Origin of the sequence: Bradyrhizobium sp. Ash2021 (assembly GCF_031202265.1) — a bacterium.
Lineage (GTDB): Bacteria > Pseudomonadota > Alphaproteobacteria > Rhizobiales > Xanthobacteraceae > Bradyrhizobium.
The window spans coordinates 7,979,314-8,002,209 of record NZ_CP100604.1 but is presented as its reverse complement, the minus strand read 5'-3'; the positions used below and the strand labels follow the sequence as shown (position 1 = coordinate 8,002,209).

Sequence of the window (22,896 nt, the reverse complement as noted above, 5' to 3'; positions counted from 1 at the left end):
ATAAGCCGTAAAGCCATTGCGCGGGGAATGCCGGATTGCTCCGACTGTACCTGTATGCTCGTGTGCGTCTTCGATGCACATCTTTGCACACGAGACCGCGGGTGCAGCAAGCACCCGGCATTCCCTGCTCCCTCGTTTTCGAGGGTGACACCTTTCAAAACCCGGGCGCTTCGCGCAGCGGGACAGGCGCACCTATGTGTTTTCGGCTGTTCTGGAACTGGACTGCAGGGTTACGCCTTCACCGACGGCCGTTCCGCAACGCGGGCCATCCACGCCACGATGTTGCTGTTGGCTGTGTCCAGCGGCTGCCCGACCTGGCCACCGAAGTCGAGCCAGCAATAGAGCAGGATATCGGCCAGCGTAAAACGCTTGCCGCACAGATACTCCCTGCCGTCCGCCATCTGGCCGTTGAGCCATTGCAGGCGGTTGGCCGCGATCATCTTGAGGCCGGGAGAGGCCTCCGGCGCGCAGGGGATCCGGTTCTGGAAGAACTTCAGCGCCTCGCCGAAGCGATAGCCGTTGGCGAGCGGTTCGCAGATGTTGAGGTCGACCCGGCGCGTCCACATCCGGCACTCGGCGCGCTGCTCCGGCGTCTCACCGATCATCGCCGGCTTCGGATTCTTCTCCTCGAGATATTCGCAGATCGCGGTGACCTCCGAGAGATAATGGCCGTCGTCGAGTTCGAGCGCCGGCATCTGGCCGTGCGGATTGCGCTTCAGATGATCGGCCTCGCGATTCTCGCCCTTGCGCAGGTCGACGGCCTGCTTCGGCATGTCGATGCCCTTTTCCGCCATGAACATTCGGACAATGCGCGGGTTCGGTCCGATCGAATCGTAAAACTTCATTTTGTTCTCTCTCCCTTTTTCTTGCGAAGGCGTCGTTGTTGCTGCCGTTGAACAGGCCGCCGCGGCGTTTGTCAAATGGATGGATCACATTCGGCCGATGGTTCTGATCCGCAGCTTGCCGCTGCTCGTGCAGAATTCAGAGATGATAGGGGAATAAATCAGGACGTCCTGGACTCCGGCGACGCCTCGCGCGCTCTAATTATCGTCGAGCTTGTTGAGGTCGCGCACCGATTGCATGATCGGCTCGAAATTCGCCCGCGCGTCCAGCGCGTCGAACAATTGCGCGGTGTCCGACAACAGCGTGTGCGAGCGCTGGATGGCGATCCGTACGTCCTCCTGCGGCGTGTCGGACAAACGTCCATGGCCGGACAGCAGGATCTTGGAATTCAAGCCCTTCAGCCGCTCCAGCGACTGGATGTAGTCGGCGATGCTGCCGGAGCCGAACACGCCACCCATCACGCCGCCGGGCATCAAGGTGTCGGCGGCGAACAACAGCCCCTTGTCCTGGTCGAACAGCGAGATGCAGGCCGAGGTGTGGCCGGGCGTGTACATCACATTGAGACGGAAATTGCCGAGGTCGATCAAATTGCCTTCTTCGAGCCAGATGTCGACATTGATCGGCACGTTCGGCTCGTTGAACATCTTGCGCAGCATCGAAAAGTCGTCGCGCAGCATGATCTTGTTGGCGGCCAGCCGGTGCGCGGCGATGAAGGTGCGGCCGGAAAAATGCCAGGCCGCGCCGATGTGGTCGAGATGCTCGTGGCTCAGCACCACCATGTCGATCTTGTCGGGCGGGCAGCCGACGTGATTGAGGCATTGCACGAGATGCGGATAGTTCGACGACAGGCCGACGTCGATCATGATGGTGCGCGAACTGCCGCGCACCAGATAGGTGTTGGCCGCGCGGTTCTTAAAGCGGACCTGGTAGACATCCTCGGCCGCCCGGATCAGCGTGCAGGCGTCGGTATCGAGCAGGATCTTGAACGGACTGGGTTTGCGCTCGCTCATGAATTCGCTGCGGCTTTGAAGGTGACGGCGTTCGACGCCCGCAGGCGTTTGCTGAGCGCGTCCATGATCATCAGCGCGAACGCCGGCTGCTGGCTGACCAGATAGACGAAGCGGGCATGGTTGATCCGCATCACGCGGGTATGTGGTGCGGCCGCGATCGCGGTCGCCGAACGGGACGAGCCGTCGATCACGGCCATCTCGCCGAAGAACTCACCCTTGCCGAGCGTCACGATGACGGTCTTGCCGGCGCCCGAGACCTTGGCGATCTCGACTTTGCCCTCGAGCACCACGAACAGCTCGCGCCCGGTCGAGCCTTCCTCAAAAATGACGTCATCGACATCAAATTCGTTGATGCATTTCTCGATGGCCATGGTGCGCGCCCTGCCTTTCTGGCTGGTTGGTCGGCCCATGTTAGTCGGGAAACAGGCCAGCGCAAACGGAGCTGTCGGGATTGCCGCAGGGCAACATTGGGACAAGGGACGAAATCTCAGGCCACCCCGCCGCCTTGTTATGGGCCAGAACCGGCCCGGATCAGTTCCTAAAATTTCGGTAAGGCCTTCAGCAGTAACGATTTCGCAAGCAATAAAAGTTACCAAATGGTCAACCTGATCAGGAGATTTGAACGTGAGTGAGCACCAGTCCGAGCCCATCAGCGGTGAATCCGGTCTCGTTGGCGCCGGGCCGGCCGCTCCTGACGTGTCCCCGGCAAGCGCGCCGGTAGCGGCGCAGGCCAATGTCGAGTCCCCGCTGCTCGCGCCGGAACAGGAAGAGACCGGTCCCAAGCCGGACGCTCCCAAGGTCGAGGCTCCCAAGATCGAGGCTCCCAAGGTCGAGGCTCCCAAGGTCGAGGCTCCCAAGGTCGAGGCTTCGAAGCCTGAGGAAGCCAGGCCGGAGGCGCCGCGCTTCCCCGGCAAGCTCATGATCATGTCCCCAGGCGATCGCACCTGGAACGGCGACCGCACAGGTTCAAAGCCGGAAGCCGAGAAGAGCGCCGAGCCATCGGGCAAGCCCCGGATGGCTGCGATGGCGGCCGTAGTGGCGCTGGCGACGGTAGCGGGTGGGCTCGGCGGCGCTCTGGCAACCGCGGGCCTCGGGCATTTTCTCGGCGGCGAGCAGGCGGTAGCGAAAGACAGCGCGCTGGAAGCCTCGGTGACGCGGATCGATGCCGATATCGTCGCGTTGAAGGCCAGCGTCGAACATACGTCCAAGATTGGGATGAGCCAGTTCAACAAGACCAGCGATCGCCTCGACAAGGTCGAGAAGGCGCAGGCCGAGCCGGCCGCCAAACTCGCAAAACTCAGCGAGGCCGTGGACAAGCTCCGCGCCACGCCGCCGGCCGCCGTTGCGGCGGCGAACTCTGTCGCGGCAAAGGAAGTCACGGGATCGGTAACGCCGCCGGCAACGGCCGCAGCGGCTCTGGCCAAGACTGAAGTCGGCAGGTTGCCGACCGTTGAGGGCTGGACACTGCGCGACGTCGCCAATGGCGGCGCGCTGATCGAAAGCCGGCGCGGCATCTATGAAGTCTATGCCGGCGATCCCATCCCGGGCGTCGGCCGGGTCGACGCGATCCGCAAGCAGGACGGCCGCTGGGTGGTCGTGACCAGCAAGGGCCTGATCGTCGCGCGCTGATTTAAGCGAAATCCAAAGACCAGGGCGCTTCACCGTGATGTGAAGCGCCTTTTTACTTGAATAGGTCTGTTGGCGCGGTGTTAGTGAGGCATGAGCCGCGCGTTGCGATTTCCTGTTATCCTGTTCGCCCTGCTGTGCAGCGCTTTGCCGGCGCGCACGGCGCCCGCCGCGGCGCTGGAGCGCGGGGTGGCAATCATCGATCCCGCAGCGCTGCGCGAACTCGACCGCGAACGATTTGGCCTCAGCGGCATGCTGCTGCCGATGCGATCATCCAATATCCCGCTCACCAACAGCCAGTTGTTCGCGTGGCCGTCGATGGTTCCGGTCCGCCAGGCGATCGACGGCGAATTCGATCGATACATCGCCAGGCACAAGGCTGACATGCCGAACGAAACCATCGGCGTCGGCGACGGCTTTGATTTCCAATTACTCGACCGCACTCAACTTTACTCCCCCGACACGCGTTTCGTGCTGTCGGGCATCGTCAACCGGATGGACCGTGCTTACGTGTCCGAAGCGAGTTGCGGCGAGATCCGGCTGATCTATCGTTTGACCCGCACGGATGTGCCTTTGATCGGCGAAAACGCGGTATCGCAGCGCCTGCCGATGACGCTGAATCTCGTGCTGAAGGCCAAAGGCGGTCTCGGAATCGACCACAGCGGTGCAGCGATCACGTGCTCCGAGATCGCGCGCCGCTGGCTCGCCGCCGGCGAGTTGTCGCTGACGGGCCCGGCGCTTGCGGAAAAGCTCCTGGCGAAGGACGGACCGCTCGATCTGATCGCTCCCGAAAATATTGACCGCATCGAAACCAATCTTCAGATCGCGCACGCGCCGAAATCGGCTCTGCGCGATTTCCGCACCGACTATTTGTTGAAGGTGTTCAACTACAATGCGCAGGCGCAGCGCTTCGAGGAAGCGCCGATGGAGAACCAGATCGACCGCAACCGGATTCTGGCCGATGACAGCCTCAGGCGCGATTTCAAGAATTGGCTGCTCGACCCCAGGCATTTTGGCGAGCTCGACCGCGGTACGATCCTGATCCCGGAAAAGTTCCTGGCCACCGGCGCGATCGCGCCGACGCCGGTTGGATTTGATACTTCCGCGCTGCAGCCGGAGTTTGGTCTGTTGCAAGGCGAGGGGGCTGAGGCCAAGCCCGTCTTTGCGGAGAGCGACGTCGTGGCCGCGCTGAGGAAGGCGGCGGCTGATGGGGTGAAGCTGCAAAACATCCGCTCGGTCGGCGGTTTCGAGCGGAGGCTGAACGACATCACCTGTTCGGGCTGCCATCAGACCCGCGGCATCGGCGGCTTCCATTTCCCTGGTGTCGACTGGATGGCAGCAAAGCCTTCCAATTCAACGGTCGTGCCGGCCTCGCCGCATTTCTTCGGCGACCAGATCCGCCGCCGCGATATTCTTGCCGCATTGCGGGATGGCAGACCGCCGGATTACTCCCGCGGCTTCTCCAGCCGCCCGCAATCGCGCGGTAGCGCGGAATTGGCCGGAACCGAATACGGCGATGGCTGGGGCGCGCATTGCTATCAGCCATCCGCGAAGGGAGCCGATAACGACAAGAGTTTCAGCGCTTGGGGCTGTGCGGAGGGACTGGCCTGTCAGGCGGCCGGCAAGGCCTCGCGCATGGGGATGTGTTTCGTCAAGACCTCCCGGTAAATTGGCCTTTTGTAGCCGTTCGTCAGATTGACAGTAGACTTACTAATCGTGTTCTATCGCGGCGAATTGTTTCAGGGACGGAAATATGGACGAAGTCACTATCGTCGGCGCCGGCATCGGCGGCCTGACGCTCGCCCTTGCGCTGCACGAGGCCAATATTCCCTGCCGCATTTTCGAGTCGGCCGCCGAAATCAGGGCGGTCGGCGTCGGCATCAATCTGCTGCCGCATGCGACCAGGGAACTCGCGACACTCGGTCTTGAACAGGCGCTGGCAAAGGTCGCGATCGCGACCACGGACGCGACCTTCTTCAATCGCTTTGGTCAGTTGATCTATCAGGAGCCGCTCGGTCGTGCGGCGGGCTACGATCATCCCCAATTCTCCATTCACCGTGGCGACCTGCAGCAGGTGTTGCTCGATGCTTTCGTGGCGCGCGCGGGTGCCGACCGGCTGCTCACCAACCATCATTGCGTCGGCGTCGAACAGGATGACGCCGGCGTCACCGTGACGTTCTCTGATGGGCCGGGAGGCGCCAACCGCTCGACCGTGCGCGGCAGCGTTGCGATCGCCTGCGACGGCATCAATTCCGCGCTTCGCAAGCAGTTTTTCCCGAACGAGGGCGAGCCGCGCTATTCCGGCGTCAACATGTGGCGCGGCGTGACGCGCTGGAAGCCGATACTGTCGGGCGCCAGCATGGTACGCGCCGGCTGGCTGGCGCATGGCAAGATGGTGGTCTATCCGATCCGCGCCGCAGGCGCGGATGGACTGCAACTCGTCAACTGGGTCGCCGAAATCGAAACCCCGACCTATCGCAAGCGCGACTGGAACCGGGCCGGTTCGCTCGATGATTTCACCGGCGCTTTCGCCGACTGGCATTTCGAGTGGCTCGATGTGCCCGCCCTGATCCGCGCCGCTGACAGCGTGCTGGAATTCCCGATGGTCGATCAGGACCCGCTGCCGCGCTGGAGTTTTGGCCGGGTGACGCTGCTCGGCGACGCCGCGCATCCGATGGTGCCGCGCGGCTCCAACGGCGCGGGCCAGGCGATCCTCGATGCACGCGCGCTGACCTCTGCACTGAAGGAGCATGCCGATCCGGTTGCGGCGCTGGCGGCCTATGAAAAGCAACGGCTGGAGGCGACCACGCGCGTCGTTCTCACCAACCGCACCAATCCGCCGGATGCGATCCTGCGCGAGGTGTTTCAGCGCACCGGCGATCGGCCGTTTGGCGCGATCGAGGACGTCATCAGCCGCGACGAGCTTGTCGGTCTTTCCGAAGGCTACAAGCAGATCGCCGGCTATTCGAAGGAAGCACTGCGCGGGTAAGGGCCGGAAAGTCCTGCCGTAAGAGTTGAATTCGCGCTAGGCTCGGCAAGACGGTCGACAAGAACCGCGGCCCGGGATTTTTGGGGGAGAGACGATCATGGCGGATTCTCAGTCTCAGGGCGCATCGCTTGATGTCGCCGGCGCATCACTTGATGTCGCCGGCTACATCGATCGGCAGCCGGTCGGGGTTTTTCAGATCAAGCTGCTGCTGACCTGCGCGGCAGTCTTGCTTCTTGACGGCTTCGATACCACCGCCATCGGCTTTGTGGCGCCCTCGCTGGCCAAGGAGTGGGGGCTGACCAAGGCCGCGCTCGGGCCGGTGTTCAGCGCGGGGCTGTTTGGGCTGATGATCGGTGCGCTGACGCTCGGACCGCTGGCGGACCGTATCGGGCGCAAGAAGATCATCGTCTTTTCGACGCTGGCGTTCGGCATCGGCACGCTGGTCACCGCGTTCGTCCCGGACGTCAACGCGCTCCTGGCGATCCGGTTTCTGACCGGGCTCGGTCTCGGCGGCGCGATGCCGAATACCATTGCCATGACCTCCGAGTTCAACCCGCAACGCCGCCGCGCCACCATGGTGATGATCATGTTTTGCGGCTTTTCGCTCGGCGCCGCCCTCGGTGGCCTGCTGGCGGCGGCGCTGATTCCGCAATTCGGCTGGCGCTCGGTGTTCGTCGTTGGCGGCGCTGCGCCATTGTTGCTGGTGCCGATCCTGGCACTGCGGCTGCCGGAATCCGTGCGCTTCCTGGCGCTGACCGGGCACGCCAATGCGCGCGTTGCCGAACTGCTTGCTCTCATCAATCCGAAGGCCGCATTTGCGGCGGCGACGCAGTTCGTCGTGCATGAACCGGTTCTGGCCGGAATGCCGGTGCAGCATCTCTTCAGGGAGAAGCGAACGCTTCCCACGCTGTTGCTGTGGGTGGTGTTCTTCATGAGCCTGCTCGACCTCTATTTCCTGACGAACTGGCTGCCCACGGTGCTCAACGATCTCGGCGCCTCGGTATCCACCTCGGCGGTGATCGGATCAATGCTGCAGGTCGGAGGCGTGGTCGGCGCCTTTGCGCTTGGCAGCGTCATCGACCGCTTCTCGTTTCGCGCGCTGGCGCTGGTGTATTTCATCGCGGTTTTCGCGGTCGGCGCGATCGGCCAGCTCGGGCATTCGACGGTCTTCGTCACCATGGCGATCTTCGTCGCCGGGTTTTGCATGGTGGGCGGCCAGATCGCCGCCAACGCGCTCGCGGCTGCGTTCTATCCGACCTCGGTCAGGGCCACCGGGGTCGGCTGGGCGCTCGGCATCGGCCGGGCCGGCTCGATCATCGGGCCTTTGGTGGGCGGGGCGCTGATGACCGCGAAATGGAGCACGGGATCGGTCTTCATGGCGGCGGCGATCGCGGCTTTGTGCGCGGCGCTGGCGGCATTCTCGCTGAGCCGGCTTGCGGGCATGAGCGGCGGCAAGGGCGCGGCCGACCAGCCGTCATCGTTTGATGCTACACTGCAGCCGGCGACGACAACCGGGTCTTGACCAGGACTTGAGCGGAGACCGGCCGATGAGCTCTTCCGACCAGGACAACAAGCAGCGCAATCGCGAGATCGCGGAAAACGAGGCGGAACGGCAGGCGGTGGGCGACGTCCGCGTCAGCGTCTGGGCAATCGCGCTCACGGTCATCGCCGGCGTGATCGTGTTTGGCATCGTCTGGGCGTGGCTCAATCGATGAGCGGGATAGTCGTCATCCTGAGAGGCTGTGAAGCGATCTCGGACCTCATCCTGAGGAGCGGCGTCTTCGCCGCGTCTCGAAGGATGGCCGCGAGTCCGTGTGTTGCGTCCATCCTTCGAGACGCTTGCTTCGCCACGGGCCGTACTCATCCTTCGAGGCGCGCAAAAGCGCGCACCTCCAGCGGCAACGGCTTCGCCGTTGCGCAGGGATGACGGAGCATGTGCGAGAGGGCCGCTCCGATCTAGAGTCATCATGCCTCAGGCGTAGTGCTTGAGCCGCTTGCCGGGCAATTGAGCGACCGCCACTTGCTCGGTGCCACCTCTCCCATCGACGGCGGATATATCCGACTTCGACAAATTGAGATGCCCAACTCGGGTAAACCCGAGTTGGGGTGGGAGAGGTGACGAAACCGCCGTTGATGCGAGCAAGAAAGTTTAAGCGACAGTGTGGATCAAGCCACCGCGCCGGAGGCCCGCAACTTGCCAATCGCGGCCTCGTCATAACCGGCATTGCGGAGGATCTCGTCGGAGTGCTCGCCGAGGCCGGGCGGCTTGCGGGGCTGGACCTTTTTGGATCCGTCGACCCAGATCGGGCTGCTGATGGTCAGCATGGTGTCGTTCTCGAACGGCACCAGCACTTCGTTATCGATCATCTGCTGGTCGTTCGGAATATCGTCGAGGATGCCGACCACGCCGAACACCAACCCGTTGCCGTCGAGAATCTTGCGCCATTCGGCCAGCGGTTTGGTGGCAAAGGTCTCGTCGAAAATCTTGATCAGTTCCAGCGACCGCGCGTGGCGGTCGGGCTTGGTGGCAAATCGGGGATCGGTGACGAGATCCTCCCGCTCGAGGCAGCGCGCCAGCGTCGGCCACTGCCGGTCTTCATTGAGCAGCGACAGGATCAGCCAGCGCCCGTCCTTGCACTGGTAGTGGTTGGTCACCGCGTTCAGCGCGCGCTCGCGCGGGCGCCGTTCGCCGAATTTGGCGCCGACCAGCTTGGCCTGCGCCAGCACCGACGCCGCCCAGACGCCGTTGGCCATCAGGTTGGAACTGACATGCGACCCCTTGCCGGTGCGTTCGCGCTTGTAGAGCGCGGTCACGATCGCGCCGTAAAATGCCATCGCGCAGGGGTGATCGCCCATGCCGGCGATCGATCGGGCCGGCGTGGTATTTTGATCGGCGCGGACCAGATCCATCAGCCCCGAGCGCGCCCAATAGGCGTTGGAGTCGAAGCCGGGCTTGTTGGCTTCCTCGCCCTTTTCGCCGTAACCTGTGAACGACGCATAGATCAGGCGGTCGTTGAGATGCGCCAGATGGTCGTGGGTGATGCCCAACTTGGCGCGGACCTGCGGCGGCATGTTGGTGATGAAGACGTCGGCCTCGGCGACGAGGCGATACAGCACCGCCTGCGCCTCCGGTTTTGTGAGGTCGAGCGCCAGGCTCTTCTTGTTGCGGGCTTCCAATAGCCACGCGAAATTGTGCTCGCTATGGGGATAGCCCGGCAGATTCGGCAGATTGCGGTAGGGATCGCCCGATCCCGGCGGCTCGATCTTGATCACGTCGGCGCCGAAATCCGACAGCACGGTGGCGGCCGCGGGGGCTGCGATGAAACTCGCGCAATCCAGAACCTTGAGGCCGTCAAAAATGCCTTTTTCCATAGTGGCGTCGCTCCGGTGAGGTTTTGTTGGTTTTATTTCGGGGGCTGGAATTATCCCGCGTGATGATCCCGATGAAGGGCCATTTGACCCATGTTGGGGGCGCGATGCAACGGGGCTCGGCGTCATTCCGCGGCGGTGCGAAGCATCGAACTAGGTGCGCAATTGCGCACCTGAGGTCTGGTGCTAACGCACCATCCCGGAAGGACGAAGACCGGATTGCTTCGCGCTCCTCGCAACGACGGGAACTACTCCTCGCCCGCCATCAGTGCCGCGTTACCGCCCGCCGCCGCGGTGTTGACCGTCACCGTCTGTTCGGTCGCAAAGCGCGCCAGATAATGCGGGCCGCCGGCCTTCGGGCCGGTGCCTGACAGGCCATGGCCGCCGAACGGCTGCACGCCGACCACGGCGCCGATCATGTTGCGGTTGACGTAGATATTGCCGGCCTGAAGGCCATCGATCACGTCGTCGACGGTATCGTCGATCCGCGAGTGGATGCCGAGCGTCAGCCCATAGCCCGAGCGCTCGATCGATTGCAGGACCTGGTCAAGCCGGTTGGCGCGGTAACGCACCACGTGCAGCACCGGCCCGAACACTTCCTCGGTGAGTTGGCCGGCGTCGGACAATTCGAAAATATGCGGCGCGACGAAATTGCCAGCTGGCGCTGCGCCCGCGAAATGTACGCGCGCCTCCTGCTTCATCCGCGCGATATGCGCGTCCAGCCGCGCTTTTGCATCCATGTCGATCACCGGGCCGATATGGGTGGCCGGATCGGACGGGTCGCCGATTCGCAGTTCGCGCGCTGCGCCTGCGATCATCTCGATCACGCGGTCGGCGACGTCGTCCTGCACGAACAGCAGCCGCAGCGCCGAGCAGCGCTGTCCGGCGGAGCGGAACGCCGACGTCACGACGTCGTCGGCGACCTGTTCGGGCAAGGCCGTGGCGTCGACGATCATCGCATTGATGCCGCCGGTTTCCGCAATCAGCGGCACGATCGGGCCGTCCTTGGCGGCAAGCTGGCGATTGATCGCGCGCGCGACCTCGGTCGAGCCGGTGAACACGACACCCGCGGCGTCACGATGCGCCACCAGGTCAGCGCCGATCCGGCCGTCGCCCTGCACCAGATGCAGCGCGGAAGCGGGCACGCCGGCTTGGTGCAGCAAGCTGACCGCTTCCGCGGCGATCAACGGCGTCTGCTCGGCCGGCTTTGCGACCACGGCGTTGCCGGCCATCAGCGCCGCCGTGACCTGGCCGAGAAAGATCGCCAGCGGGAAATTCCACGGCGAGATCGCGATGAAGACGCCGCGGCCGCGTAGAACGAGCACATTGCTCTCGCCGGTCGGCCCGGGCATCGCCTCGCTCTCGCCAAACAGCTTTTTGCCCTGCGCGGCATAGTAGCGGCAGAAGTCGGCGGCCTCGCGCACTTCGGACAGCGCATCGTCCAGCGTCTTGCCGCCCTCGCGTTGCAACAACGCGATGAAATGCGGGCTTCGCTGTTCGAGCAAGTCGGCAGCTCTCTCAAGGATTTTCGCGCGTGTGTCCGCCGGTGTACGGCTCCAGGCCCTGAACCCCGCGCGGGCGGCGGCGATGGCTGCATTGGCATCCGCTGGCGTCGCCGCGACAATGCTTGCCGTCGCGGGCGCGGCTTCCACGGCGACGGCCGAGATCAGTTGGCCCAACGCCGCCTGCTCGCCGAATTCGATGCCGCGGGAATTTTCTCGCTGCGGCGAAAACAGATCGCGCGGCAGCGGGATGTTCGGATGCCGCGCATTCCCGGCCGTGCCGATGACATCGGCCGGACGCCGCAGCAGCGCCGCTACCGGTACCGTCTCGTCGGCGGCCAGTGCGACAAAGGACGAGTTGGCACCATTCTCGAGCAACCGCCGCACCAGATAGGCCAGCAGGTCGCGGTGGCTGCCGACCGGCGCATAGGTGCGAAAGGCGATGTCGGGGCGGTCTTCGCCAAGCTGCGCATACAGCGCTTCGCCCATGCCATGCAGGCGCTGGAACTCGAAATCGCTTCCACCATCGGCGAGTTCGAGAATGGTCGCGACCGTCAGCGCATTATGCGTTGCGAATTGCGGAAAGAGCCGCGGCCGCAAGCCTAACAATTGTTGCGCGCAGTCGATGTAGTTCAGATCCGTCATCGCCTTGCGGGTGAACACCGGATAGCCGTCGAGCCCGCGCTCCTGCGCGCGCTTGATCTCGGTGTCCCAATAGGCACCCTTGACCAGCCGCACCATCATCCGCCGGTTCAGACTGCGCGCCAGATCGTCAACATACGCGATCACATCGCGCGCGCGCTTCTGGTAGGTCTGGATCGCCAGCCCGAAGCCGTCCCAGCCCGCGAGCGATGTGTCCGCGAAGGCCGCGGCGATCACGTCGAGCGACAGTTCCAGCCGGTCGGCTTCCTCCGCATCGACGGTGAAATTCAGATCATGGGCCTTGGCTTGCCGTGCCAGCTCGATCAGCCGCGGCACCAGTTCCGTCATCACGCGCGAAGCGCTCACCGCTTCGAAGCGCGGATGCAGGGCGGAAAGTTTGACGGATATGCCGGGCCGGTCGGGCAGGGGACGGTCATCGGCGGCGCGGCCGATGGCTTCGATCGCGCGCGCATAGGAGTTGAAATAGCGCTCGGCATCATCAGCGGTGCGCGCGCCTTCGCCGAGCATGTCGAAGGAGTAGCGCGGAGGATGCGCAGAATGCGGTTGCGCCCGCGCCAGCGCGGCCTCGATGGTTTCGCCGAGCACGAAATGGCTGCCCATCAGCCGCATCGCTTGCCGCGTGGCAGCGCGCACCGCGGGGGCACCCAGCCGTTTGGTCAATCGCCCGATCGTGCCCTGCGGGGTCTCGCCCGGCTGGATCACGCGGGATGACAGGCCGAGCGCCCATGCCGACGCATTGACCAGGAACGCGCTGGACCTGGTCTCGTGGCGCACAAAATCGCCCTGGCCGAGCTTGTCCTCGATGAACTGGTCGGCGGTGCGGGCGTCCGGCACGCGCAGCAGCGCTTCGGCGAGCACCATCAGCGCCAGGCCCTCTTTGGTCGACAGCGCGAACTCGCGCAGCATGTCTTCGACGCCGCCCAGGGGATCGTCATTGGCGCGGATGGCCGCGATCAGATGCGCCGCCGTGCGGTCGATTCTTTGCTCCTGCTCGGCGCCCAGTTTGGCGGTGGCGAGCAGCCGGGCCGCGATCGCGACGTCATCGGGTGCGTACGGCGCGCTGAACGGTGGAAGCTGTGATGTCTCAGCCGGCATGACATTTCCTGAGCCTTGCCGAAATCTACTGCGGTCCCGACCGCAGTTCGATAGACAAATTGGTCATTTTGCCATAGAAAATTAGGATAAATCAGATACTAGCCGGATAAATGAACGATATTGACAAAATAGACCGCAAAATCCTCTCTATCCTTCAAGGGGATGGACGGATTGCCAATGTTGAATTGGCCGAGCGGATCGGGCTGTCGCCAACCTCGATCGGCGAGCGGCTGAAGCGGCTGCAACGCGACGGGTTTATCGAGGGCTATGGCGCCCGGCTCAATCCGCACCGGCTGGGTCTTGGGCTGCTGGTATTCGTCGAGGTGATGCTCGACAAGACCACGCCGGATATCTTCGAGCGGTTCGCGAAGGCCGTGCAGACCGCGCCGGAAGTGCTGGAGTGCCACATGGTCGCTGGCGGCTTCGACTATCTGGTGAAAGCCCGCGTCGCCGACATGACCGCCTATCGCCGGTTCCTCGGCGAGAGCCTGCTGGCGCTGCCGGGCGTGCGCGAGACGCGGACCTACGCCGTGATGGAAGAGGTCAAGCGCGATGCGCCGCTGCCGGTCGGCTAAGGGATGCTTGAGGAGGCGTGATCCACAGGCGGCGGCAAGCACATTGGCAGCGGGAAACGGTTACGTTAATTCTACGACGGCTTCTTCCAGATGGCAGGGATCATGAGAAACGCCGGAACGCGAATAAGGCTTGCAGGCGCGATCGCGCTATTCGTGATGGCGCTGGCCGGCATCCAGCCGGCGAAGGCGCTCGAGATGAGCCCGGCGATCGCGGCGCTCTACACCACGGTGTCGATCTATCCGCCGTCCGCGAAATCCATGACGGTTTGCTATGGCTTTGTTTGCCGCCGCCGCGAGATCCTCGATTTCACCGCCGGCGATCGCAGCGCGCTGACGCAGATCATGGCGGCTGGCCACGCCTCGGCCGCGGCCGAGCGCGCGGCGGTGCAGAAGGCGGTGATCTGGTTCGACCGGCGCATGGGCCCGGTCATCGGCACCAACAAACGCGTCGCGAAAGCGGATTTCCGCTACTTCGACGACAAGCATAATTTCGATTGCTGGGATACGACCCGCAACACCACCAGCCTGTTGCTGGTGCTGCAGGAATGGCACCTGTTCAAATATCACGTGGTGGGCGATCCGCATTATCGCGGCAACACGCTGGTGCTGCAGACGCCGCACAACACCGCGGTGCTGGTCGAGCGCGCGACCAGGATGCAATGGGTCGTGGATCTCTGGCCGCGCGGCTATCTGCAGCCGCCGGATGTCATGACGGTCGAGCGATGGGTTACCGAAGACTGAGCGCGCGCCGCCGCCCAGTCGACCAATGCCCGGGCCGGCGCGATGTTTTCATGCCAAATTCTGCAACGGTCCGAAGAACGGGACAGGGCCCTTGTTCGGAAAATTCAGGAGTTGTCGAAGAAGGTGCCCTGCGGGGACAGCGGACAACAGCGTGGCACCTGCCCGTGACGCGATCGCGCGGCGCATCGATCGTACAGGTCTAGAGAAAGCCGAGCGAAGGCGGTGCTCGCTCCGCCGAACGCTCACAGTTTTTTGAGAGTTTTTTCAAGCCCCACTCCCGGATCAGGTCCGAGAGTGCGCCGTTGCCGATCGCGCTTTTGCGCTAAACCTTGAGGTTCTCGGCCGAGGTCTTGCCGCGATTGGCAATCTCTTCGTACTCGACGGTCTGTCCTTCGTTAAGCGTCGAAAGACCGGCTTTCTCAACCGCCGAAATGTGAACGAAAACGTCCTTGCCACCATTGCTGGGCTGGATGAAACCATAACCCTTGGTCGGATTGAACCACTTCACCGTACCTTTAGCCATTCACGTCGTCTCCGCGGAATCAAAAAACAAAAACGGACCGCCGGTCCCCGCACACACCGGCCTGCCCGAGGTCAGGATACGCGGGTTGGGGCAAACTGGGTAGCGCAAACGATAGCGGGGATTTGGCAAAAATGAGGTTTATGACACCGCATTTCCGCCTTTTTGCCTGTTTCGCGATCATTTGAGGCGGCCAAAATGCGGCCGGGTGACGCTCCCCATAGCCCGGAAACCGGCCCGGCCGGCCCGCGCAGGCGGGCGCATGAGGTGGCGATAATCCGGCGTCATCGGCGGTGCGCTCCCTTTCCCGCGCTTGCGGGGGAGGGTTGGGTGGGGGTGTTTCCGCGTGCTCGTCGGGTCGATAGCCGTTTCCCCCACCCGCCGCGCTTCGCGCCATAGCCGAGGCTTTGCTTCGGCGTTCCTATCTAAGAACGGCCGCCGAAGGCGGCCTATGCTCCCCCCGCAAGCGGGAGAGGTGACGAGGAGCGAAGACCGGCCGCCGGATTTTAGTACGTCGCGGCGAGATACTCGACGATCTTGCCGACGTCCGCCTCGTCGATCGGCGCGCCATAGACCTTGATCATCTTGGTCACTTCCGCAGCCCAAAAATCCTTTTTGAATTTTTCGCCCTGCGGCTGCGTCTTGATGTAGTCGGCGGAGTGACAGGCGGTGCAATTGTTCTGCACCACTTCGAGATTGGGTCCCGGCTTGAAGGCGGCGGTTTCTTCCGGAAGCGTGTAGTTCACGGGCGCCGCGGCGGCCGCAACGACACCGAGGCCTGCGACGGCGGCGAGCGCGAGGAGAAGCTGATGTTTCATGACCATTGTCCTCACGCCGCGGTGACGCGAACGGTTTCGACGACGTTGCGCAGATAACCGGCGGGATTCCACAACGGATCCATCGGCTGCGTGTCGCCGGCATTGTTGGTGGCGCGCACCTTGATTTCGCTGGCGCCCGCCGCGAGCGCGACCTTCAGCTTCCATTCGCGGAACGAATATTTGCCGAGGTCCTTGCCGAGTTTTGCCGGCGTCCAGGTCTTGCCGCCGTCGATCGAAACCGCGACCTCCTTGATGCCCTTGCCGCCGTCGAACGCGATGCCCTTCAGCGTCGTGCCGCCCGGCTTGAGCCTGGCGCCGTCGGTGACGTTGGTGATGAACGAGCGCACGGTGAAACGGTTGATCGGGATCGTCGCCTTCGGCGCGGTGCCGGGCTCGACGCTGTTGTTGGGCGTGTCCGGAATCCGGTAGGCGGATTTCATCCAGAAGCCGTCGAACACGCTGTCGATCACGGTGATCTCGTTCAGGTGTTTGACCCAATAGGTGCCGTAATAGCCGGGCACGATCAGCCGAAGCGGAAAGCCGTTGAGGAACGGCAGGTCGTCGCCATTCATGCCATAGGCCAGCATCACCTCGCCGTCGCTGGCGTGATCGATATCGAGCGCCTTGACGAAATCGGGCGTCCTGTCGCTGACCGGCCCGTCCATCCCGCCGAAGGTGACCTGCTTGGCGCCCGGCTGCACGCCGGCCATATCGAGCACGGCTTTCAGCGGCACGCCGCGCCAGCGCGCATTGCCCATCGCGCCGTTGGCGAGCTGGCCGCCGGCGACGCGCGGACTGAAGAACCCGCGGCTGTTGCCCGAACATTGATTGACGGCGACGAGCTCGACCGGTTTGAGCTTCTTGATCTCTTTCAGCGAAAGTTTTTGGGGCTTGTCGACCTTGCCCTTGATCTCCAGCGTGAACTTGTCGGGATCGAGATCGTAGGGAATGTCGGCCAGATGATAGCGGACGAAAAACGCGTTGTTCGGCGTGATCGGGCCGTCGTTGAAGATCGGAAACGGCGTTTCCAGCTGCGGCGGCCGGCTGGTCAGGCCGATCATCGGGCGCTTCTGCGGGTATCTCACCAGCGGCCGTTCGCCATTGTCGAACGGCAGCGTCACCGTATCGAGTGCGAGTGCCCTCGACGAACCCAGGCCCGTCACCAGCGCCGCCACGCCGGCGCGTTTCATCAATTCCCGTCTATCGAGCATCGCGCTTCCTCCGAAGCTTTTTCTGTTTGAGTCGGTCATCACCGAACTCATCCAGCAGATGTCGCATCGCAGGGTGCCAAGTCAATTCATGCTTTCGCAGTGTGCGTATGACATTGCGTTGCACAACCGAAAACCCCGGCCGCATCAGGCGACCGGGGCTTCCCGGACTTGACGAACTGCGGTTGGATCAGTAGCCGCAGACGTTGACGGTGCGATACCGGTAGCCGTACGGCGTCATGACCGGGCGGGTCACGTAGCAGCCGCCGTCGACGTCGCCGCCGATAAAGCCGATGCCGAAGCCGTGGCCCCAGTGGTGATGATAGCCACCCCATCCACCACCCCACCCGCCGCCCCAGGGCTTGGCGGAAGCGGCGGTCGGAGCCAGCGCCATGGCGCTGAGGGAAGCTGCGGCAACAAGAGCGAGAGTTACTTTGCGAAGCATGGTCGTTCTCCTTCAATGATGCGCCTCGAACGTTTCGTCTTGGCGCGGGTTTCAGTTTCAGTTCCAGTCTTACCCATCGCCCATCAGTCGCACCCCCAACAAAGGGGGTTCGAGAAAATTGCATTCCGTTCGGGGACAATTTTCTGAATGCTTGTTCAGGTGTGAGAAAGATCACGTAGCGGCAGCGGAGGCGATTCAAGCCGTCGCGATGTGTTTGCCGTTCCCTCAGCGTCATTGCGAGGAGCAAAGCGACGAAGCAATCCATTCTTTCTTCGCGCGGCGAGATGGATTGCTTCGCTTCGCTCGCAATGACGGACCCGTTGATGGGACCGGTGCTGGTGCCCTTATGCCGCCTCGACCTGCTCGCCAGCGACCAGCGCCGACAATGCCCGCGCCTCCGCGACGGTGCGCACGATCATCGGCTCGTTGCGGCCGCGGATCGCGACTTCCTGCTGCGGCAGGGCGTCGGCCGGCAACCCCGCCGTGGCGCGTACCTCGTCGGAGATGACTGCCTCGCATGCGAGACTCTTGGTCATGTCCTGCAGCCGTGCCGCGACATTGACGGCGTCGCCGAGTGCGGTGAACACCATGTGGTCGCGGTAGCCGATGTCTCCGACGATCACCTCGCCGCCGTGAATGCCGATGCCGAAGCGGATCGGCTCGCGCAAATCATGGCTGAGGAATTGATTCAACTCATCGACATTGGCGGCGATCATCGCCGCGGCCTTCAGCGACTGACGGCAGGCATCCTGCCGGCCGGTGGTGAGCCCGAACAGCGCCAGCATGCCGTCGCCAACGAACTGGTTCGGCCTGCCGCCGCTTTCGATCACCGCCTGCGACACCGCGCCGAGGAAGCGGTTGACGATGAACACGGTGTCGAACGGCAGCCGCTTTTCCGCAAGTTTTGTGGAGCCGCGCATGTCGACGAACATGCTGACGAGATAGCGCTCCTGGCCGACCCGGGTCGGATTCGACGCGTGCGAGCCCGCCGACGTCGCGTGCGGCAGAAAAAGCTGGAAGAACGAAAGATCGGTTGTCGGCCGCAACTGGCAGGCCAGGCGAATGGAGGGGTCAGTCGTCCCGACCCGGCTGAGCACAAAAGCCTCGCGCTGCGAAGGCTCCGGGAGCGCGCTGCAGTCGCCGATGATGCGGATGCGGCAGGTGGAGCAGCGGGCACGGCCGCCGCACACGCTGGCATGGGGTACGTTGTTGCGCAGGCTTGCCTCGAGCACGCTCAGCCCCTTCGGCACCCGAACGGTCCGTCCGTTGCCGTAGGACAGATTGACCATGCCGCCGCGGCGCTCGTGGATCGTGCGTGCGCCCTTTGCCAGCAGCACGACGACGATGAGGCCCAGATAGCCGATCAGGAAATAATCCTCGATGTCGCTCAATACGGCCTGTTCGGCCCAGGTGCCGACCTTGTCCGGCACGAGATTCTCCGCCCGCCATTCGGGACTGTCGTTGTCGACGACGTTTCGTCCGCCTTGATAGAGGCCGAGCATCGCCAGCGTCGGAATCAGCACCGCCACGGCGAGCAGAAACGGCGCGGCGGTCTTGAAAAATGCTTTCATCCGCAGCCAGAAATAGAGGCCGATGCAGCCATGGACCCAGGCGATGGTAATGACCGCGAACATCAGCCACGCCTTGAGCGGCCACACGATCCAGTACGCAAAAAACACCTGCGGATAGAGTTTTTGGTGTCCGTATAGCGCCTGGCCGATCCGCACCCCGACAATGTGGGTGATGATCAGCGCCGGAATGCTCAGCCCCAGCACCAGCTGCAGCGGCTCGATCGCTTTCCAGTGGAACTGGCGGCGTTGATACAGCGCCCAGATGCCGAGCGCGGTGTGAACGAGGCAGCAGGCATAGAACACGATCCCGACCGGCGGGAATTGCCAGAACAGGATGTGCCAATGGACGCCGATGGCCAGGGCCTCCATCGAGATATTGCCAAGCGCATGATTGAGGAAATGGCTGACGAGATAGGCGAACAGCACCATGCCGCTGGCAAGACGGATTTGCCGCAGACTGATGCCGCGGACCAACGTCGCCAGTTGCTCTCTAGAAAATTCGGCCATGCGAACCATGTAATACAGTATCGGCGATAGTATTGTTTAATTCCCGTGGTGAATACCCTCCAGGGTCCTCCCGGCGATCAACCATTTTCCTCCGCGGCACGTTGACACCCCCCGAGGCTTCGAGGAGAAAGCGCCGTGACGATGGCCCCGCCCGATAACGGACGCGTGAAACCGGACAGCCCTGCTTTCCGGCAGCTGCTGGCCGTGGTGTCGCTGGTCGCGGTGCTGACATTGATGCGGCTGATCTACGCCCATGTGCTCGATCTGCGCACCGACGAGGCCTATTACTGGACCTGGTCGAAGGAGAGCGCGCTGTCCTTCCTCGATCATCCGCCGATGATCGCCTGGTTCATCCGCTTCGGCACCGCGATCTTCGGCGATACCAGTCTCGGCGTGCGGTTTGCCGGCATATTGGCGATGCTGGTCACGCAGCTGCTGCTCGCCGATATCGTCCGCCGTGTCACCCATGATGTTCGCGCGGTGGTGTTCGCGGTGCTGATGCCGGAGGCGGCGCTGTATTACGGGCTGTTGATGGCGAAAGTGTCGCCCGACACCGCGATGATCCCGTTTGCGGTCGCGATGCTGTGGGCGCTGGTCCGGCTCACCGAGAGTGGCAATCCGCGCTGGTGGCTCGCGGCCGGCCTGTTCGCGGGGCTGGCGCTGCTCTCGAAATTCACCGCGGTCATGCTGGTGCCGGCGGTGCTGGCGTTCGCGCTGGTGCCGGACTGGCGCCGGCGCTGGCTGCTCAGCCCTTATCCCTGGGTGGCGGCATTGATCGCAGTAGTCGTATTTTCGCCGGTGCTGATCTGGAATGAGCAGCACGACTGGGCGTCGTTCCGGTTCCAGTTCGTGCGCGCGGTGGCGACCCATGATGTGTCGCTGCGCACGGTGGGCGAATTTATCGGCCTGCAGTTCGGCCTCGTCGGGTTCGTGATGCTCCCGGTGGTATTGTCGGGCGTGACGCTGACAGCGTGGCGTGGTTATCGCAGGCGCGAGCCGGTCGCGATCCTGCTGTCGACATCGGTGCTGGTCCCCTTCCTGTATTTCTGCTGGAAATCGCTGACGCTGCGGGTCGGCGACACCTGGCCGATGTTCCTCTGGCTCGCCGGCTTTGCCGCCGCCGCCATCAATCTGGCGGTGCTGCCGCGCGAAAAATGGTCGGAATGGATCATCCAGTCGACGTTGTGGTGGGCGAGGGTGGCCGTGATTTCCGGCATCGCCTTTGTCGTCGGCGTGTTCTTCTACTACGTCGCCGCACCCTGGAATCTGATCGGCCGGACCGATCCGGTCGGCGGCGAGGCGGGATACGAGCAGGTCGCGGCGCGCGCACGGGATCAGTTGAAGAGAACCGGCGCGACCTGGATCGCAACCACGGATTATCGCACTTATGCGATGCTGCGTTGGCACTTCAACGGCCGTGTTCCCGTCGTCCAGATCAACGAGCGCGGTCGCTTCCAGGGCTTTGCCGATCCCGGCATGGACCGGATCAAGGATCATCCTGGCCTTTACGTTGCGCGCGAGCCCGACAACCGCCTGCCGCTGTGGAACGAGATCAAGGCGGAGCGGCTACCGCTGGAGCGGGTCGAGCGAAGCTGGCGCGGGGTCGTGATGGATACCTACGCGCTGGAAAAACTGACCGGCTGGACGCCGGAGCTTTCGCCGCCGCCGGAGTCACCGCTGTTTCGCTGGCGCGTGCTGGCCTTCTCCTTCTCCCGGCAGGCGGTGGGGCGTGTCGTGCGCAGCTTGGGAGACGATGACTACTCTCGCGCCTACGTCGTGATGCCTACGCACAGAATTCTTGAAGAATGGGCACGCAGAGTTGAACGCGAGATGAGCCCGACTGCGAGGGCGGAAGGCCGGCCTCCTACAAAGAAGACATGTCCGACCTGCGAGGCCCAAAATCCCCGCGATGCAATTGCATGCGCGGAGTGCGGTCACGAATTTCCGCCTCGACCTCATCAGGCGTTCAAGTCCTGCGATAAGTGTGGTGCATTGAACTTGATGGGAGCCGCGGTGTGCCAGTCATGTGGTCAGTCCTTCCGTTTGGATTTCGAGATTACTCTCAATGAATCGCTACGGGTTGGTGCCATTGTTCGTGGCATGGACTTAGACGAAGATGAGGTGCGCGACGGTGAGGAACACAAGACCGAGATTTTAGCAAACGTACTTGGGAGCGGAGATGACGCCCTAATAAAAGTCATCAAGCAACTACCAGAGGAGAGCTGGGGGCGTTTGCGAAAAATCCTTAATCGCGAATGAACCTCAACCAGTGAGGTTGGAGGTGGTCACAATGGGTGGTCCCTGGGGAGCACCGCCCGAACGTGGATCACCACTAAGGACTGAACAACGATTTGCGAAGACTGGAGCTGTGGAGCGCGCCACATGGCGCAGCGATTGTTGTGGCGTGCGCCAGAACGAGCGGGCCGCTTCTCATCCATTGTGAAATTCTCACCAGGCGCTTCTTCCGGTATCCTTTCTGGAGGTGTATGGTTCGGTGCTACTTTCTGGGAGCTGCCACAGCGGACGTGCCGAGGTCCCCATTTTAGCGGCAGCGTCAGAGCCACCGGCGGGCACTAAGCCTCAATAGGCCACTACTTTTTTGGCTGTTCTGCGGCACTCGATGCATCGAGTGCGCTCGCGCACGCGTTTAGAGGAGACTTCAATGAACAAGCATTTCGTGGTTACGGTTGTGTGTTCCAGTCTCGGCTTGATCGGCGCAACCGGATTTGCGCTGGCGGAAACGGTCGGGCGACTTGAATGCGGCGTTGTTGGCGCGGTAAGCTCGGACCCCATCGGTGACAAGGATGGGCACCTGCTCCGCAGTGTCCAATATTCTTGCCTTGGTGCGGACGGACTGCTGAAAGGCGCACTGTACTCAGGGTCTTCGACCAGTCAGTGGGATGGCCCTCAAGGAACGTATCTGTCTGGCGGCGGAATTATCCGGGTGGCCGGGGGGCTCGCGGTTACCCAACTCACCGAGGGTACAGGGTCCACTATCATGAAGGATGGCAAACCCGCCGGTATCGAAGCCTCTGGAAAAGGGCTGATCAAGTTCGCTTCCGGCACCCTTGCCGCACTATCAGGAAAGGCCGACAGATGGGAAGCCAAACCGGCAGGTTTTGGTCGATTTACCCTCGAAATTACGGCTGACGGCGAACCGGGGACTGTCGGCGCGCGCCAGCAATAGCATCTACGGCGCAACGATGGCTTTCGTCAGCCACGGGACGCTCCTGTCTTGAGTGAAGGTTGCGAAGCCTTCATCTCAGGACAGGACGCCATATAAACCGCTATGGAGTAAACCTTCTCGCCTTGTGGGAGAAGGTGCATTAGGCGGCCTTTGGCCGCCGTCAAAATTAACGCCGATGCTTTGCATCGGCTAAGCGAAGGCTGCCGGATGCGGGGTCTCTCTCCGCG

19 protein-coding genes and 1 pseudogene are annotated in these 22,896 nt (G+C 63.0%); 10 read left to right on the top strand and 10 right to left on the bottom strand.

Annotation, left to right across the window (positions count from 1 at the left end):
- Positions 1-230 precede the first annotated feature (230 nt).
- From NL528_RS38570 to NL528_RS38560, 3 genes are all read right to left on the bottom strand, one after another.
- On the bottom strand, positions 231-845 hold the full coding sequence (locus NL528_RS38570) for a glutathione S-transferase family protein (protein ID WP_309179565.1): 615 nt from the start codon (positions 843-845) through the stop codon (positions 231-233).
- Between the two features lie 195 nt (positions 846-1,040).
- A complete protein-coding gene (locus NL528_RS38565) occupies positions 1,041-1,853 on the bottom strand; it encodes an MBL fold metallo-hydrolase (protein WP_309179564.1) in 813 nt (270 codons plus the stop codon).
- Positions 1,850-2,224: a cyclic nucleotide-binding domain-containing protein gene (locus NL528_RS38560; protein ID WP_309179563.1), complete on the bottom strand. Its 375-nt coding sequence runs from the start codon at positions 2,222-2,224 to the stop codon at positions 1,850-1,852. The genes NL528_RS38565 and NL528_RS38560 overlap by 4 nt, the downstream gene beginning before the upstream one ends.
- Positions 2,225-2,477: 253 nt before the next feature.
- Here NL528_RS38560 and NL528_RS38555 point away from each other — a divergent pair, with 253 nt between their 5' ends.
- The 5 genes from NL528_RS38555 (at position 2,478) to NL528_RS38535 (ending at position 8,183) form a co-directional block, all read left to right on the top strand.
- The gene (locus NL528_RS38555; protein ID WP_309179562.1) at positions 2,478-3,482 is read left to right on the top strand and encodes a hypothetical protein; all 1,005 of its coding nucleotides are present in this window, start codon (positions 2,478-2,480) and stop codon (positions 3,480-3,482) included.
- A 90-nt stretch (positions 3,483-3,572) separates the two neighbouring features.
- Complete coding sequence (locus tag NL528_RS38550; protein ID WP_309179561.1) at positions 3,573-5,147, top strand: hypothetical protein; 1,575 nt, start codon at positions 3,573-3,575, stop codon at positions 5,145-5,147.
- Between the two features lie 85 nt (positions 5,148-5,232).
- On the top strand, positions 5,233-6,468 hold the full coding sequence (locus tag NL528_RS38545; RefSeq protein ID WP_309179560.1) for a flavin-dependent oxidoreductase: 1,236 nt from the start codon (positions 5,233-5,235) through the stop codon (positions 6,466-6,468).
- A 97-nt stretch (positions 6,469-6,565) separates the two neighbouring features.
- A complete protein-coding gene (locus tag NL528_RS38540) occupies positions 6,566-7,990 on the top strand; it encodes an MFS transporter (RefSeq protein WP_309179559.1) in 1,425 nt (474 codons plus the stop codon).
- 25 nt (positions 7,991-8,015) lie between these two features.
- Positions 8,016-8,183, top strand: a complete 168-nt coding sequence (locus NL528_RS38535) for a hypothetical protein (protein ID WP_309179558.1) — start codon at positions 8,016-8,018, stop codon at positions 8,181-8,183.
- Between the two features lie 451 nt (positions 8,184-8,634).
- On the opposite strand, the gene NL528_RS38530 is transcribed toward NL528_RS38535, so the two are convergent.
- Both NL528_RS38530 and putA read right to left on the bottom strand, forming a co-directional pair.
- Entirely contained in the window at positions 8,635-9,840 is a 1,206-nt protein-coding gene (locus tag NL528_RS38530; protein ID WP_309179557.1) for a CoA transferase, read from the bottom strand.
- 245 nt (positions 9,841-10,085) lie between these two features.
- Positions 10,086-13,097 (bottom strand): bifunctional proline dehydrogenase/L-glutamate gamma-semialdehyde dehydrogenase PutA, encoded by a 3,012-nt coding sequence (gene putA / locus NL528_RS38525; protein WP_309179556.1) that lies wholly within the window; start codon positions 13,095-13,097, stop codon positions 10,086-10,088.
- Between the two features lie 110 nt (positions 13,098-13,207).
- On the opposite strand from putA, the gene NL528_RS38520 reads away from it, so the two are divergent.
- Together NL528_RS38520 and NL528_RS38515 are read left to right on the top strand one after the other, a co-directional pair.
- Complete coding sequence (locus NL528_RS38520; RefSeq protein WP_309179555.1) at positions 13,208-13,672, top strand: Lrp/AsnC ligand binding domain-containing protein; 465 nt, start codon at positions 13,208-13,210, stop codon at positions 13,670-13,672.
- 102 nt (positions 13,673-13,774) lie between these two features.
- The gene (locus NL528_RS38515) at positions 13,775-14,413 is read left to right on the top strand and encodes a hypothetical protein (protein WP_375143934.1); all 639 of its coding nucleotides are present in this window, start codon (positions 13,775-13,777) and stop codon (positions 14,411-14,413) included.
- Positions 14,414-14,735: 322 nt separating this feature from the next.
- Here NL528_RS38515 and NL528_RS38510 read toward each other — a convergent pair whose 3' ends face one another.
- The 5 genes from NL528_RS38510 to NL528_RS38490 form a co-directional block, all read right to left on the bottom strand.
- Positions 14,736-14,936: a cold-shock protein gene (locus NL528_RS38510; RefSeq protein WP_027539571.1), complete on the bottom strand. Its 201-nt coding sequence runs from the start codon at positions 14,934-14,936 to the stop codon at positions 14,736-14,738.
- A 503-nt stretch (positions 14,937-15,439) separates the two neighbouring features.
- Positions 15,440-15,751, bottom strand: coding sequence for a cytochrome c (locus NL528_RS38505; RefSeq protein ID WP_309179554.1), 312 nt, complete (start codon positions 15,749-15,751; stop codon positions 15,440-15,442).
- An 11-nt stretch (positions 15,752-15,762) separates the two neighbouring features.
- The gene (locus NL528_RS38500; protein ID WP_309179553.1) at positions 15,763-16,962 is read right to left on the bottom strand and encodes a molybdopterin-dependent oxidoreductase; all 1,200 of its coding nucleotides are present in this window, start codon (positions 16,960-16,962) and stop codon (positions 15,763-15,765) included.
- 187 nt (positions 16,963-17,149) lie between these two features.
- A complete protein-coding gene (locus NL528_RS38495) occupies positions 17,150-17,404 on the bottom strand; it encodes a hypothetical protein (protein WP_309179552.1) in 255 nt (84 codons plus the stop codon).
- 344 nt (positions 17,405-17,748) lie between these two features.
- Positions 17,749-19,482 (bottom strand): adenylate/guanylate cyclase domain-containing protein, encoded by a 1,734-nt coding sequence (locus NL528_RS38490; RefSeq protein ID WP_309179551.1) that lies wholly within the window; start codon positions 19,480-19,482, stop codon positions 17,749-17,751.
- Between the two features lie 141 nt (positions 19,483-19,623).
- Here NL528_RS38490 and NL528_RS38485 point away from each other — a divergent pair.
- The 3 genes and pseudogenes from NL528_RS38485 to NL528_RS38475 form a co-directional block, all read left to right on the top strand.
- A pseudogene (locus tag NL528_RS38485) lies at positions 19,624-21,207 on the top strand (glycosyltransferase family 39 protein); the annotation flags it as partial.
- Positions 21,208-21,261: 54 nt separating this feature from the next.
- The gene (locus NL528_RS38480; RefSeq protein ID WP_309185181.1) at positions 21,262-21,741 is read left to right on the top strand and encodes a zinc ribbon domain-containing protein; all 480 of its coding nucleotides are present in this window, start codon (positions 21,262-21,264) and stop codon (positions 21,739-21,741) included.
- 403 nt (positions 21,742-22,144) lie between these two features.
- The gene (locus tag NL528_RS38475; RefSeq protein ID WP_309179550.1) at positions 22,145-22,669 is read left to right on the top strand and encodes a hypothetical protein; all 525 of its coding nucleotides are present in this window, start codon (positions 22,145-22,147) and stop codon (positions 22,667-22,669) included.
- The last annotated feature ends 227 nt before the right edge of the window (positions 22,670-22,896 follow it).